Below are 14,359 nucleotides of genomic sequence, written 5' to 3' on the forward strand. Positions count from 1 at the left end.
TACCCGCGAAGAGGCCGTTACTGATAGACACTGCTCAACTGGTCAGCAGGCGCTCGCGCAGCTTGCCGATCTCGTCGCGCAACTGCGCGGCGGCCTCGAACTCCAGGTCGCGGGCGAACTGGAACATCTTTTCTTCCAGCTGCTTGATGCGCTTGGTGATCTGCGCCGGGGTCTGCAGCTCGGCCTCGTAGCGCTCGGCCTCCTCCGCCGCCTTGGCCATGCCCTTGCGCTTCTTGCTCCGCGCTCCAGGCACCGTGGCGCCTTCCATGATGTCGGTGATGTCCTTGACCACGCCCTTGGGCACGATGCCATTGGCTTCGTTGAACGCCACCTGCTTGGCCCGGCGCCGCTCGGTCTCGTCGATGGCCCGCTGCATGGAGCCGGTGATGTTGTCGGCGTAGAGAATCGCCTTGCCATTGAGGTTGCGCGCGGCACGGCCGATGGTCTGGATCAGCGAGCGCTCGGAACGCAGGAAACCTTCCTTGTCGGCATCGAGGATCGCCACCAGCGACACCTCGGGCATGTCCAGGCCCTCGCGCAGCAGGTTGATCCCCACCAGCACGTCGAAGGTGCCCAGGCGCAGGTCGCGGATGATCTCGACCCGCTCGACGGTGTCGATGTCCGAGTGCAGGTAGCGCACCCGCACGTCGTGGTCGGCCAGGTAGTCGGTGAGGTCCTCGGCCATGCGTTTGGTGAGCGTGGTGGCCAGCACCCGCTCGCCCATGGCCACGCGCTTGCCGATCTCCGACAGCAGGTCGTCCACCTGGGTCAATGCCGGGCGCACCTCGACCTGCGGATCGACCAGGCCGGTCGGCCGCACCACCTGCTCCACCACCCGCCCGGCGTGCTCGGCCTCGTAGGGGCCGGGCGTGGCGGAAACGAAGATGGTCTGCGGGCTGACCGCCTCCCATTCATCAAAACGCATCGGCCGGTTGTCCAGTGCCGACGGCAGGCGGAAGCCGTACTCCACCAGGGTTTCCTTGCGCGAGCGGTCGCCCTTGTACATGGCGCCGACCTGGGGAACGCTGACGTGGGATTCGTCGATCACCAGCAGCGCGTCATCCGGCAGGTAGTCGTAGAGCGTGGGCGGCGGCGCGCCGGCCGGGCGCCCGGAGAGGTAGCGCGAGTAGTTCTCGATGCCGTTGCAGTAGCCCAGTTCGAGGATCATCTCCAGGTCGAAACGGGTGCGCTGCTCCAGGCGCTGGGCCTCCACCAGCTTGTTGTGCGAATTCAGGTACTCGAGGCGCTCCTTGAGCTCCTCCTTGATCCCGTCCACGGCCTCGACCAGGGTTTCCCGCGGGGTCACGTAGTGGCTCTTGGGATAGAAGGTGAACCGCGGCAGCTTGCGGATCACCTCGCCGGTGAGCGGGTCGAAGGCGGCGATGTTCTCCACCTCGTCGTCGAACAGCTCGATGCGGATCGCCTCCAGGTCCGATTCGGCCGGGAAGATGTCGATCACGTCGCCGCGCACACGGAAGGTGGCACGGGCGAAGTCCATCTCGTTGCGGGTGTACTGCAGGTCGGCCAGGCGCCGCAGCAGGGCGCGCTGGTCGAGCTTGTCGCCGCGATCGACGTGCAGGACCATCTTCAGGTACGTCTCGGGGCTGCCCAGACCGTAGATGCACGACACGGTGGTGACGATGATCGCGTCGCGTCGCTCCAGCAGCGCCTTGGTCGCCGACAGGCGCATCTGCTCGATGTGGTCGTTGATCGACGCGTCCTTCTCGATGAAGGTGTCCGACGACGGCACGTAGGCTTCGGGCTGGTAGTAGTCGTAGTAGGAGACGAAGTACTCCACCGCGTTGTTCGGGAAGAACGCCTTGAACTCGCCGTACAACTGCGCCGCCAGGGTCTTGTTCGGCGCCAGCACCATGGTCGGGCGCTGCACCTGCTGGATGACGTTGGCAATGCTGAAGGTCTTGCCCGAGCCGGTCACCCCGAGCAGGGTCTGGTGCGACAGGCCCGCGTCGATGCCCTCGACCATCTGGCGGATGGCCTCGGGCTGGTCGCCGGCCGGCTGGAATCGGGTGACGAGCTGGAACTCGGACATGACGGACCTCGTGGATGTCGCGGCAACTGTAAATTTAGCCAGTAGTCTATACCCAAATGCGCCCCCTGGGCGCCGGATTCAAGCCCGACCTGTGAACGTTCATGTCAATGGACCGGGCAATTCGACCAATGGTCGAAAAATATTTGCGCAAACAGCCGGAAAAGCTGCGCCAGACTGTCGCAGTGACCGGTCGGTATCACTATACTGACTCCCCGTTTGCGCACCGCTTCAGTGCCTTCGGCTGGAGCGTGGCGACCCCTATCACTCTCCTATCAGAGCCAAGGTAACAATGAGCCTGTTTTCCGCTGTCGAGCTGGCACCCCGCGACCCTATCCTGGGCCTCAACGAAGCATTCAACGCCGACCCACGCACCGACAAGGTGAACCTGGGCGTGGGCGTGTACTGCAATGAGGAAGGCCGCATCCCGCTGCTGCGCGCGGTGATCGAGGCCGAGACTGCCCGTGCCGCCCAGCACGCTTCCCGCGGCTACCTGCCGATCGACGGCATCGCCCAGTACGACCAGGCCGTGCAGAAGCTGATCTTCGGCGCCGAGTCGCCGCTGCTGGCCGCCGGTCGCGTGGTCACCGTGCAGGCCGTGGGCGGCACCGGCGCGCTGAAGATCGGCGCCGACTTCCTCAAGCGCCTGCAGCCGGGTGCCGTGGTCGCAATCAGCGACCCGAGCTGGGAAAACCACCGCGCCCTGTTCGAGAGCGCCGGCTTCCCGGTACAGACCTACCGTTACTACGATGCCGCCAGCCACGACGTCAACCGCACCGGCATGCTCGAGGACCTGAACAAACTGCCGGCCGGCTCGGTCATCGTCCTGCACGCCTGCTGCCACAACCCGACCGGTGTCGACCTGTCGCTGGACGACTGGAAGAACGTCCTGGAAGTGGTCAAGGCCAAGGGCCACATCCCGTTCCTGGACATGGCCTACCAGGGCTTCGGTGCCGGCATCGACGAAGACGCCTTCGCCGTGCGCCTGTTCGCCGAATCGGGCCTTGAGTTCTTCGTTTCCAGCTCGTTCTCCAAGTCGTTCTCGCTGTACGGCGAGCGCGTCGGCGCGCTGTCGATCGTCACCGCCTCGAAAGACGAGAGCACCCGCGTGCTGTCGCAGGTCAAGCGTGTGATCCGCACCACCTACTCCAACCCGCCGACCCACGGCGCCAGCATCGTCGCCGCCGTGCTCAACAGCCCCGAGCTGCGCCAGATGTGGGAAACCGAGCTGGCCGAGATGCGCGAGCGCATCCATGGCATGCGCAAGCAGATGGTCGAGCTGCTGGCCGAATACGGCGCCAAGCGCGACTTCAGCTTCGTCGGTCGCCAGTGCGGCATGTTCTCCTACTCGGGCCTGACCGTGGAGCAAGTGGCGCGCCTGAAGAACGATTTCGGCATCTACGCCCTGGACACCGGCCGCATCGCGGTCGCCGCGCTGAACCAGAGCAACATTCACGTGGTCACCAAGGCCATCGTCGAAGTGCTGTAACTGCTTGATTGTCTTGGGGGAAGCTTGACTTCCCCCGGGCAGTCGGTAAGATAAGCGCAGATTCCGCGATAGCTCAGTCGGTAGAGCAAATGACTGTTAATCATTGGGTCCCTGGTTCGAGTCCAGGTCGCGGAGCCAAACACTGAAAACCTCCAGATGCGCAAGCACTGGAGGTTTTTTCTTTTCAGGATCTGCCGCTTGTTTTCCGACTGCCCTGGACTATCGTCTGCCTGCGCACCTCGCGCAGCAACGACAGGGAGTCAACATGGACACCGTTCGCAATGCCCAGCAAGCCGTGGAAGTGGTCGCCGATCAATCCATCCTCGCCGCGCAGCAGAAGACGTTCGCGGTAGGCGGCTGCATCATCGAGAATGCCACCGGCAAGGTGTTGAAGGCCATGCACAACAATGTGCTGATGCCCTACCCCGACAGCACCGCACAACCCCCGTTCCTGCCCCATGACCCGACAGCCCACGGCGAACGCCAACTGGTGCAGTGGTACTACGACAATCGCCAGGCCCTGAACCTGCCGCCGCCCAGCGCGCTCACCGTGGTGACCACCCTGGATCCCTGCGCGATGTGCGCAGGCTCGCTGCTGACCGCAGGCTTCAATGTGGCGGTCAGCGCCATAGACACCTATGCCGGGGTCAACTACAACAGCCAGTTCGACTTCCCGACCCTGCCGCCGGAAGTCCGCCAGAAAGCCCAGCAGACTTGGGGCTACTACGCGGTAGACAAGCCTATCGATCGGCAGTACCAAGGCTCGACAGGCCCCGTCTTTGCGAAGGAGACCATCGACGCGCGGGTATTCAGCCTGACCGGCTCGATCTTCGACGCCAGCGTCAACACGGTACGCGATGCGAGCAACAACAGTGGCCTGGCGCCTGACAAGCTGAAAAACCCGGCATCGCTGCCGGCCAACAGCGCGGTGCGCAAGGCATTGACCGAACTCAGCCCATGGGCATTGACGGTCAAGTTCGACGACCCGCGCATGCCAGGTGCTGCCTTGGCCAAGCCCCTGACGGAAACCGCGCGCCATGCCGATACGATGAATGCCGTGGCCTTGCTGGATCCGTTCGGTAACCTGCTGGCCTGCCTTGGCGGCCAGGAAAAGCAGTCGCCCATCCGCACGGCGTTCATGGAAACCACGCGCCGCTATGCCCTGATGCGCTGGCAGTTGATGAACAGCAACGACCCACAGGTCCGCGCCGAGGCGCAGCAATACCTCACCCATCCCAAGTACGGCACGTTCGTCTTCCTGTACATCCCCGATCCGCGCACCAGTGAGGCAGTGATGACCTTCGGTGCGTACGGCTCGACCATGGAGGGGCCTGTGCCGCAGTCGTTCCCGTCCAATCTGCAATACGTGCTGCTGCACCCGGGTGTGACGCCGCAGGCCGTGGCGCAGTTGGCGCAGAAGCTGCCGCCCTTCTACACCCAGAGCGTCCAGGTCGCCCCCAGCCAGGTGCTGGACGACGCCCTGATCCAGGCTGCGAAGGGCGCGCTGTAAGCCCCTCGGTCAATCATTGGGACAGGGGCTCGGTCACTGGCCGCCCCTCGTCCACCAGGCTCCAGACCAGCAACTTTGCTGGCTCGGTCTTGCTGGCATTGCGCGACACGCTGTGCACGGTGCCCGGCGCCTCGTACCAGAACTCGCCGGCCTTGTAGGTTTTCTCCGGTTCGTCATTGAGCTTGGAGGTCACCGCCCCGTCCAATACATAAGCCATGACCGCTCCCGGATGCTGGTGGGCGGGCGACGCCTGGCCGGGGCCATAGCTGACCGTGAGCATCACGGCTTTCTTGCCGGGGGCGTTGGTGGGGAGTTGCTCCTGGAGAATCTTGACCTGGTCGGGATTCTCGCCGTGGGCCCAGGTGGGTGACAACGGGGCGAGCAGGCCTAACGTCAGTAGGGCAATGGGCAGACGGATGGATCGCATGGGGTTTCTCCTGAGGGGTATCTGCCTGCAGGTTAAGCCCAGGGTGGTGAGGGGCAAATGGCCAATTCGCGGAAAAAACTGGAGGCCGATTGCCAGTTTATCGTTTTGGCCGTTGCCGTTGCCGTTGCCGTTGCCGTTGCCGTTGCCGTTGCCGTTGCCGTTGCCGTTGCCGTTGCCGTTGCCGTTGCCGATCAAAAGTTTAGCGCCATACCCAACTAGCGACAGCTACGTCAGCCCAGGCGCCGCCCGTACCTTCGCGACTTCAGGAGGCCGAACGCAGGCCTTGCGGAGGGAGGTGACGGGCATGGATGCCCGTCAAGCGCTGGGGCCCAGGATGGGCCCTACAGCGCGGTCCTCCCGGGAGCAAGGCCGGAGTGAGGGGACCCGGAGCGTAGCGCAGGGCCGGATGAATGGAGCGCAGCGTTTTTTGGTTACTTTTGTCCGGCCGGCGCTCCGGGCGTTTGACAAAAAGTGACTCGCCGGGGGGCGAAAGGGTGACTGTGCGTCATTATAGCTAATGAATGCGCTTACACCTGTAAAAACCCACGCCGTTCGCATTTGACTTTGACTTTGACTTTGACTTTGACTTTGACTTTTAGAGTCATGTGTTTTGAAAGTTATATGCGCATTCATTTGCGATGGTGACGCAAAGTCACCTTTCCGCCCTTACGTGAACTGACCCCCGAAAGTTGGACGGGGTACGCTATGGGTTCAGCGCTTGAGTCCGAAATTGTACCGGGCTCAAGCCATTCAGTCTTAGACTTATACGTTCTTGATTGTAGTAGGCGATGTAGTCCTCTAGCCCTGATGCCAGTTGCTCAACACTGTCAAACGATTCCAGATAGAAAAACTCGCTCTTGAGTGTACCGAAAAAGCTTTCCATCGCGGCATTGTCCAGGCAGTTGCCCTTACGCGACATGCTCTGCTGGATTTCCTTTCCGCCCAGCATATGTCGATAAGCAGGCTGTCGATATTGCCAACCTTGATCGGAGTGCAATATCGGTTTGTCATCTGGGCTCAGCCGCTCGAAAGCTTGCTCCAACATCGTCGATACCATCTTGAACTCAGGGCGCGGATTGATCTGATAGGCAAGAATTTCGCCGTTGTACAGGTCCATCACAGGTGAAAGATACAGCTTCTGCCCTTTCACCTTAAACTCAGTCACATCGGTTACCCATTTCTGATTAGGGGCTTCCGCCTTGAATTCACGCTTGAGCAGATCAGATGCAACAAGCCCTTCGGAACCTCGGTAGGAGCGATATTTCTTCACTTTTACCAGGGATTTCAGATTCATCAACTGCATCAACCGCTGCACCTTCTTGTGATTGATCACTTCGCCGTGCCGCTCAAGCACTGCGGTGATGCGGCGATAGCCGTACCGCCCCTTGTGCTTGTGATAGAGGCTATTGATGCGCTCTTTGAGAACCGCATGCTTGTCGGTCACCAACGCTTTGCTTTGGTAATAGAAGGTGCTGCGTGCCAGCCCTGCCGCGCGTAAAAGCAGAGCTAGCCGATGCTCATGCCTCAATCCTTGGACGGTCTGCGCTTTCTTGATTGCGCAGTGCTGGGGTCCGCTTGGATCAAGGCATCGAGCTTTTTTAGATAGGCATTCTCCGCACGCAGATACTCCAGCTCTTCGAGCATCTGCTCAGGTGTCAGCTCGGTATCTGCAGGGGTAGCCGGGCTTATGCTGGGTTGTTTTGATGCTTTGCGGGGCATTCGGGATTCTCGGGCACGATGCGGGTGAAGTGCTTCTACTCCGCCTTCATCGTACAGCCTTTTCCACTGCCTGATGCTACTCGGACCTCGGATATCAAACTGTATGCAGGCTTGCTGGGCTGACAGTCCGCCTTGCTCGATGCACTGCAAAACCTTCAACTTGAACTGGGCGTCGTAGTGGCTGTACTTGGTAGTCAGACCTGCTGCGCCGTGTTGCTCATAGCCCTTTATCCAACGGCGTAGCAACGATGGACTCAGGCTATGCTTCAGTGCTACCTCATGAACACTCCGTGCAGAAAGGCACTCTTCGATGAGTGCTTGCTTGAGCGCTAGATTGTATTTCGTCATGGAACACCCTCCGGTTGGAGTCAGGCGTCCAACTTTCGGGGGTCAGTTCAACGGCGGGTCCCTTTTTGAAGGATCAAAAAGGAACCAAAAAATCCTCGCTCCATTCATCCGGCCCCTACGCTTCGCTCCGGGGTCCCCTCACTCCGGTCTTGCTCCCGGGAGGACCGCGCTGAACGCCCCATCCTGGGGCGCAGCGCTTGACGGGCATCCATGCCCGTCACCTCCCTCCGCAAGCCCTGCGTTCGGCCTCCTGAAGTCGCAATTGGCGGTGCCTGAACTATCGCGCGCTTAGAAGCAAGATCAAGATCAAGATCAAGATCAAGATCAAGATCAAGATCAAGATCAAGATCAAGATCAAGATCAAGATCAAGATCAAGATCAAGAAATATGAGTTGATTGCTGGGCTGTTGTATCTGTAATGAAACGGGGATTCAGAAACAGGTACTAGACACTACGCCCAATCGGATAAAACTCACCCCGACTCCAAACCCCAAGCCAAACTTCCCCATCAATCTCCCGCGCCACCGCCAGTTCCACCAACTGATAGAACACATTGCGATGAATCAACGCCTCCAGGTTCCCGCGCATAAGCACATAGGGAGAAGGCTCCTGGGTAACCGGATCAAGCTCGACCCGCAGAGGATTCTCAGGCCCAGCCTCGACCTGCTCGTCGACATTGCTGGTAAACCGCAACACCTGCTGCTCCCCACTGCCCTCGACATCCAGCAGCACGGCAACAAACGGCGCATCATCGACCCGGATCCCGACCTTCTCCACCGGCGTAACCAGGAAGTAATCATCCCCGTCACGCCGAATGATGGTAGAGAACAACCGCACCATCGGCTTGCGCCCGATCGGCGTCCCCAGGTAGTACCAGGTCCCGTCCCGGGCGATTCGCATGTCGATGTCACCGCAGAAATCCGGGTTCCACAGGTGCACCGGGGGCAGCCCCTTGTGCGCGGGGATCTGCGCCAGCAGATCGTTGGCCTTGCCGGAATCGCTCATGACACGCTCGCTCAGTTGCTCATGCCCAGAAGGCTACGAGCGTACTCGCGCATCGGCGCGGCAAGCAAATCCTGTGGCGTGTTGTCGTGGAACGTCAACAAACCGCCACGGCTCTTGATCCGCGCGGTGTCGATGAGGTAACGCGTGCTGGTCTCGATCAGCATCATCTGCACCACGCCACGGTCCCAGCCCAGGCGATCGACAGCCTGCTCGTCATACCACTCGTCACCGTTGCCGATACGGTCGTCGGTGCGGGCGAAACGGGTGTACAGCACATAGTCGGCACCTACCGCGCGGGCCTCGGCGATCGCGTCTTCCAGACCCAGCGGGCCCTGGGCGCGGCGCACCAGCGGGAAGTACTCGACGAAGCTCTTGAAGGCCTCCTCGGCTACCGCATTCTGCTGCGGCACCGGCCCCTTGCCCGGCGGCACGAAGGCGCCCTGGCCGATGAAGATGAACGAGTCCGGCTGCAGACGGATCGACAGGGTACGGGTGGTGTCACTGTGGTCCAGCAGGCCCGCATCACTCATGTGGTAACGGACGCCTTCGCCCATATCGCTGACATTCATGCAGCCGCCCAACGCCATCAGCGCCAGCAGCAAGACCAGGCTACGCATCTTTCCTCCAGAAACCGGTGACGAAAAACCGGCGAATAGCCGCAGGATGCAGCTTTTGCGCCAGAGTCAGCCGCCAATCACCTTCATCACCATCACATCGCCGGAAAACGCCACATCCTGCTTGTCCGCCAGGGCCTTGACCAGCAGCCGTTGCAGCGCCGGAAGCGCCTGATGGCGAGGCTTGTCGAGCAGGTCGCCGATAAAGTGACGGTTACTCGACGACAGACAGCCATGCAGCCAGCCGGTGGACGACAGGCGCAGGCGCGAACAAGTGCGGCAGAACGGCACGCTCTCGTTGGCGATCACGCCGAAATGGCCCTTGCCGGGAATGCGGTAGCGCAGGGCCGTGGCATCCAATGGGCGCGGCGCCTGCTCATAGCTGTACGACTGGCCGATCAGCGCCAGCAGTTGCTCAAGGCCGACGAACTGCTGCAGGAAGGCATTGCCGTCGCGCGCCAGGTGGCCCATGCGCATCAGCTCGATGAAGCGCAGCTCGTAGCCGCGCTCGAGGCAATAGTCGAGCAGCGGCAGCACCTGATCAAGGTTCTGCCCGCGCATGGGCACCATGTTGACCTTTATCGCCATGCCCGCGGCACTGGCCTGCTCCATGCCCGTCAGGACGCTGGCCAGGTCACCGCCCCGGGCGATCCGGCGGAAGGCACTGGCGTCGAGGGTATCGAGGGAAACGTTGAGCCGGCGGATGCCGGCATCACGCAGCAGCGGCAGCTTGCGGGTGAGCAACTGACCGTTGGTGGTCAGGCTGATGTCTTCCAGCCCCAGGCCCGCCACCGCGCCGAGAAAGGCTTGCAGTCGCGGGCTGACCAGCGGCTCGCCGCCGGTGATGCGCAGCCGCTCGACCCCGGCCGCCTCCACCAGGTAGGCCACGCCCCGAGCCAGGGCATCCGCCGTGAGCTCGTCCTGCGCCGCCACCAGGCGCTTGCCATCGGGCACGCAGTAGGTGCAGGCATAGTTGCAGGCAGCAGTCAGGCTGACGCGCAGGTTGCGAAAGCGCCTGCCTTGACGATCGACGATCATGGATGACTCCGGCGTGGAAGATTCTGGCGGGCAAAACTGACTCAAAAATCAGGTTTTTGCAAGCCCTCCCGTCGAAGCCTGGATGCAACGCGCCCGCCGAAAACTCGGCGGGTGGGCATTGAACGGCTTTAGTTCGCGGCTTCCGGGTCGCGCTTGCGCTTGTTGCCCATGCGCACGCCGATGTCCATGAGGAACTGGAAGAAACCTTCCTGATCCTCGAGCACATTGCTCCAGAACGGCGAGTGGTACAGCGCCACCGCGCCGTGGACCAGCGCCCAGGCCGCGCAGTAGTGGAAGTACGGCGGCACGTCCTCGAGCTTGCCCTCGCTGATGCGCCCCTTGATCAGCTGGGTGAGGCGATCGAAGTTGGAGGCGCGGATGCTGTGCAGCTGCTCGACCATTTCCGGCACCTGATTGCCCTTGACCACCTTCTCTTCCAGGCGGTCGAACAGCCGGTAGCGCTGCGGGTCGCGCATGCGGAACTCGAAGTAGGCGCGCGACAGGGCTTCCTTGTCGCGGTCGACGTCAGCCGAATGCAACAGCTCATTCAGGTCACGCTCGTAGTCGAGCATCAGGCGCAGGTAGATCTCCGCCTTGGACTTGAAGTGCTTGTAGATCGTGCCTTTGCCGATACCGACGGCGTCGGCGATCATCTCGACGGTGACGCTGTCTTCACCCTGTTCGAGAAACAGCTTGAGCGCCGTGTCGAGGATCTCTTGTTCGCGACGGCGAAACTCACGGACCTTGCGAGGTTCTTTCTGCATAAAGAAGGACTGGGATGACAATCGAAGCGGATTATTATGCCTAACTGGCGGCAAATTGCACGGATCTTCCAACCATGTCTGTGTTTCTTGATGAGTTCGAGCAGGCGCCGGGCCTGTGCTACCTGAATCACGCGGCGATCGCCCCCTGGCCGCGCCGCACCGCCGAGGCCGTGGCGCGCTTCGCCCAGGATAATGTCCGCCTGGGGGCCCGCGAGTATCCCGCCTGGCTGGCCACCGAGCGCCGCCTGCGCGAACGCCTGGCACGCTTGCTGAATGCGCCCAGCACCGGCGATATCGCCCTGGTGGGCAACACCTCCCAGGCGCTGTCGCTGGTGGCCTTCGGCCTGGACTGGCAGCCCGGCGACCAGGTCGTCATCAGCGACGAGGAGTTCCCCTCCAACCGCGTAGTCTGGGAGGCCCTGGCCGATCGCGGGGTCGAAGTGGTCGAAGTGGTCGAGGCAACCCTGGCCGGCGCCGATCCGGAAGCGGCGCTGCTCGCCGTCTGCGGCCCGCGAACGCGGTTGATGTCGGTCAGCGCCGTGCAGTTCGCCAGCGGCCTGCGCCTGGACCTCGCACGCCTGGGCACCGCCTGTCGCCAGCGCGGCGTGCTGTTCTGCGTCGACGCGATCCAGCAGGTCGGCGCCCTGCCCTTCGATGTGCAGCACTACCAATGCGACTTCGCCATGGCCGACGGCCACAAGTGGATGCTCGGCCCCGAGGGGTTGGGGGTGTTCTATTGCCGTAGCGAGCTGCGTCGGCAGTTGAAGCTGCATGCCTATGGTTGGCATATGCTCGAACACCTTGGCGACTTCGAACGCCGCCAGTGGCAACCGGCGCGCAGTGCGCGGCGCTTCGAGTGCGGCAGCCCGAACATGCTCGGCGCCTGCGCGCTGGAGGCCAGCCTGTCGCTGCTGGAGGATGTCGGCATGACGGTGGTCGCCGAACAGCTGGAGCAGCGGGTCGAGCAGCTGCATCAAGGGCTGACGGCCATCCCTGGTGCGCAGCTGCACAGCCCGGGCGATCCTTCACGGCGGGCCGGCATCGTCAGTTTCAGCCTGGACGGCCATGCCAACGCCGACATTTATCGAACCCTGAGCAGTAACGGAGTGATGTGCGCCGTACGCGGCCCTGGGGTACGGTTTTCCCCACATTTCTATACCGACCGCCGCCTGATCGACGAAGTACTGCGACAGGTCCGGCAAATCGCCATGCATTGAGCGCGCAAGGGGCTGCAGACGTATTCCAAATCTGTTTAAAAAACGATCAATCACCGCTGGCGGGGCGCCAATCCTGGCCAATACTTGAAGTGTTGGCGCGGCGCATCCCCCCAAGTGGCGCGCCGATAAAGGTGCCCAGGGACCGTGTGCCTTTGTTTTACTCCTAATGGTCTTAACCCGGATTCCCCCCCCAGAACCCGGGTTTTTTTTGCCCGGTTCAGGGAGTATGGGGAAGCGGCTTCAGGTTTGACTGGGCCAACGCTATCGCGGGGCAAGCCCGCTCCCACGAATGCTATCATTGCGTGGGAGCGGGCTTGCCCCGCGATAGTGTCAGCGCAGCGACCTCAGACCACCCTTGCCAGCGGGAACAGTCGCTTGAAGTTGCTGGTCGTCTGCTCGGCCAATTGCTCGTAGCTCACCCCGCGCAACGACGCCACATACTCGGCCACTTCCCGCACGTACTGCGGCAGGTTCGGCTTGCCGCGGTGCGGGATCGGCGCCAGGTACGGCGAGTCGGTCTCCACCAGCAGGCGATCCACCGGCACTTGCCGGGCCACCTCGCGCAGGGCGTCGGCATTGCGGAAGGTGACGATGCCGGACAGCGAGATGTAGTAGCCCAGGTCCAGCGCGGCCTTGGCCATCGGCCAGTCCTCGGTGAAGCAGTGCAGCACCCCGGCCTGGGGCAGGTTGGCCTCGCGCAGCAGCGCCAGGGTGTCCTCGCGGGCCGCCCGGGTGTGCACGATGACTGGCTTGCCGGTCTGCCGCGAGGCCTCCAGGTGCAGGCGGAACGAGGCCTGCTGCAGCTCGGCGGCCTCCGGCTCGTAGTGGTAGTCCAGCCCGGTCTCGCCGATGGCCACCACATGCGGATGGGCCAGTTCGCGCAACAGCCACTCCAGCGCCGGCGTCTCGCCGGGCGCCAGGTCGAGCGGGTGCACGCCCACCGAGCAGTCCACGTCGGCATAGCGCTCGCTCAGCGCCTTGACCGCGCCGGCGTTCTCGGCGCTCACGCCGATGCACAGGAAGTGCCCTACCCCGCGTTCACGGGCCGCCTGCAGGGCGGCGTCGAGAGAGCCTTGGTGGGCGCTCAGGTCGAGACGGTCGAGGTGGCAATGGGAATCTACGAGCATGGGAACACGACACACATGAATGAACGGTGGAAATCAGCGCATGCCCGGCAGCTGCACCCAGTGGGCGAGCAAGGCTTCGAGCAGCAGTACACGGTTGAGGTTGGCCTTGCCCAGCACCTTCTGGCGCTGCTCGAGGATCCACGCCTGGACCTCCAGCACCTTGCCCTGGCGGCTTTTCTGCGCCAGGTACTGCAGCACCTTGCGCATGTCGGCCAAGCCTAATCCTTCCTCATCCTGGGTCAACTGGTAGCGCAGGATCAGGTGCGACCAGTCGCAGAACCAGTCGAACAGCAGCAGCAACGGCACGCTGTTCCAGGCCTCGGCCAGTTGGCTGGGCGACTGCTGTTGCTTGAGCAGCTTCTTCACCCCCTCGGTCACCAGCGCCCGCTGCTCGCGCACGCCCTGGGTCTGCAGGCTCAAGGCCATCAGCGGTGAACCGGCGGCCAGGGTCAGCAGCTCCTCGCGCTCTTCCTCACCGCTGTCGACAAGGGCGCCGGCCAGCCAGGCGCGGCTCTGCTCCAGGCTCGGCTGCGGGCAGGCGACTTGCTGACAGCGGCTCTTGATGGTCGGCAGCAGGCGGCTGGGCTGGTGGCTGACCAGCAGCAGCACGGTATCGCCGGAAGGCTCCTCCAGGCTCTTGAGCAGGGCGTTGGAGGCATTGATGTTCATCGCCTCCACCGGCTCGATCAACACCACCTTGCGCCCGCCCTGCTGGGCAGTCTGCACCACGAACGACACTAGATCACGCACCTGGTCGATCTTGATCGGCTTGTCGGCCTCTTCCGGCTCCAGGACGAAGTTGTCCGGGTGGCTGCCGGCCTTGAGCAACAGGCACGACTTGCACTGGCCGCAGGCATCCAGGCCCTGCGGCTGCTGGCACAGCAGCCGTGCCATCAGACGCTCGGCCAGGGCGCGCTTGCCGATGCCCTGGGGGCCATGCAGCAAGTAGGCATGGGCATGCTGGGCGCGCCCGGCCAGTTGTTGCCAGAGCACCTGCTGCCAGGGGTAGGCATCAGCCATACAGACCTCTCTCAGCGTTACGAATGTGCCCACG

Annotated in this window: 13 protein-coding genes and 1 tRNA gene; 5 read left to right on the forward strand and 9 right to left on the reverse strand. The window is 62.7% G+C overall.

Features of this window, described 5'->3' with window-relative positions; genetic code table 11:
* Positions 1–34 precede the first annotated feature (34 nt).
* On the reverse strand, positions 35–2,050 hold the full coding sequence (uvrB, locus tag VUG52_RS19470) for an excinuclease ABC subunit UvrB (protein ID WP_050704719.1): 2,016 nt from the start codon (positions 2,048–2,050) through the stop codon (positions 35–37).
* 289 nt (positions 2,051–2,339) lie between these two features.
* Between uvrB and VUG52_RS19475 the strand changes: the two genes are divergently transcribed.
* The 3 genes from VUG52_RS19475 to VUG52_RS19485 all read left to right on the forward strand — a co-directional run bounded on the left by VUG52_RS19475 (position 2,340) and on the right by VUG52_RS19485 (position 5,046).
* Entirely contained in the window at positions 2,340–3,536 is a 1,197-nt protein-coding gene (locus tag VUG52_RS19475) for an amino acid aminotransferase (protein WP_050704718.1), read from the forward strand.
* 62 nt (positions 3,537–3,598) lie between these two features.
* Positions 3,599–3,674, forward strand: a tRNA-Asn gene (locus VUG52_RS19480).
* Between the two features lie 127 nt (positions 3,675–3,801).
* Complete coding sequence (locus tag VUG52_RS19485) at positions 3,802–5,046, forward strand: cytosine deaminase (protein ID WP_050704717.1); 1,245 nt, start codon at positions 3,802–3,804, stop codon at positions 5,044–5,046.
* Positions 5,047–5,059: 13 nt separating this feature from the next.
* Here VUG52_RS19485 and VUG52_RS19490 read toward each other — a convergent pair whose 3' ends face one another.
* A complete protein-coding gene (locus tag VUG52_RS19490) occupies positions 5,060–5,473 on the reverse strand; it encodes a cupin domain-containing protein (RefSeq protein WP_050704716.1) in 414 nt (137 codons plus the stop codon).
* 57 nt (positions 5,474–5,530) lie between these two features.
* On the opposite strand from VUG52_RS19490, the gene VUG52_RS19495 reads away from it, so the two are divergent.
* Positions 5,531–5,692 carry a hypothetical protein gene (locus VUG52_RS19495; protein WP_331831936.1) on the forward strand — a complete coding sequence of 54 codons (162 nt, stop codon included), beginning with the start codon at positions 5,531–5,533 and terminating at the stop codon, positions 5,690–5,692.
* Positions 5,693–6,176: 484 nt separating this feature from the next.
* Here VUG52_RS19495 and VUG52_RS19500 read toward each other — a convergent pair.
* The 5 genes from VUG52_RS19500 to VUG52_RS19520 all read right to left on the reverse strand — a co-directional run bounded on the left by VUG52_RS19500 (position 6,177) and on the right by VUG52_RS19520 (position 10,961).
* A protein-coding gene (locus VUG52_RS19500) for an IS3 family transposase (RefSeq protein WP_423812696.1) occupies positions 6,177–7,540 on the reverse strand; the annotation gives its coding sequence in 2 pieces (ribosomal slippage) (positions 6,177–7,052 and positions 7,055–7,540; 1,362 coding nt in all).
* 444 nt (positions 7,541–7,984) lie between these two features.
* A complete protein-coding gene (locus VUG52_RS19505) occupies positions 7,985–8,545 on the reverse strand; it encodes a DUF1285 domain-containing protein (protein WP_050704714.1) in 561 nt (186 codons plus the stop codon).
* An 11-nt stretch (positions 8,546–8,556) separates the two neighbouring features.
* Positions 8,557–9,162, reverse strand: coding sequence for a DUF4823 domain-containing protein (locus tag VUG52_RS19510; RefSeq protein WP_050704713.1), 606 nt, complete (start codon positions 9,160–9,162; stop codon positions 8,557–8,559).
* A gap of 66 nt (positions 9,163–9,228) precedes the next feature.
* Positions 9,229–10,197 (reverse strand): GTP 3',8-cyclase MoaA, encoded by a 969-nt coding sequence (locus VUG52_RS19515; protein ID WP_050704712.1) that lies wholly within the window; start codon positions 10,195–10,197, stop codon positions 9,229–9,231.
* Between the two features lie 128 nt (positions 10,198–10,325).
* Positions 10,326–10,961 (reverse strand): TetR/AcrR family transcriptional regulator, encoded by a 636-nt coding sequence (locus VUG52_RS19520; protein WP_011532895.1) that lies wholly within the window; start codon positions 10,959–10,961, stop codon positions 10,326–10,328.
* A gap of 74 nt (positions 10,962–11,035) precedes the next feature.
* Here VUG52_RS19520 and VUG52_RS19525 point away from each other — a divergent pair, with 74 nt between their 5' ends.
* Positions 11,036–12,178 (forward strand): aminotransferase class V-fold PLP-dependent enzyme, encoded by a 1,143-nt coding sequence (locus tag VUG52_RS19525; protein WP_331831937.1) that lies wholly within the window; start codon positions 11,036–11,038, stop codon positions 12,176–12,178.
* 344 nt (positions 12,179–12,522) lie between these two features.
* Here VUG52_RS19525 and VUG52_RS19530 read toward each other — a convergent pair whose 3' ends face one another.
* Together VUG52_RS19530 and VUG52_RS19535 are read right to left on the reverse strand one after the other, a co-directional pair.
* Positions 12,523–13,305 carry a TatD family hydrolase gene (locus VUG52_RS19530; RefSeq protein ID WP_262974560.1) on the reverse strand — a complete coding sequence of 261 codons (783 nt, stop codon included), beginning with the start codon at positions 13,303–13,305 and terminating at the stop codon, positions 12,523–12,525.
* A gap of 33 nt (positions 13,306–13,338) precedes the next feature.
* The gene (locus VUG52_RS19535) at positions 13,339–14,325 is read right to left on the reverse strand and encodes a DNA polymerase III subunit delta' (RefSeq protein ID WP_050704709.1); all 987 of its coding nucleotides are present in this window, start codon (positions 14,323–14,325) and stop codon (positions 13,339–13,341) included.
* Positions 14,326–14,359: the final 34 nt, after the last annotated feature.

Source organism: Pseudomonas sp. LH21 (genome assembly GCF_036549575.1).
In the GTDB taxonomy this organism is placed as follows: Bacteria; Pseudomonadota; Gammaproteobacteria; order Pseudomonadales; family Pseudomonadaceae; genus Aquipseudomonas; species Aquipseudomonas peradeniyensis.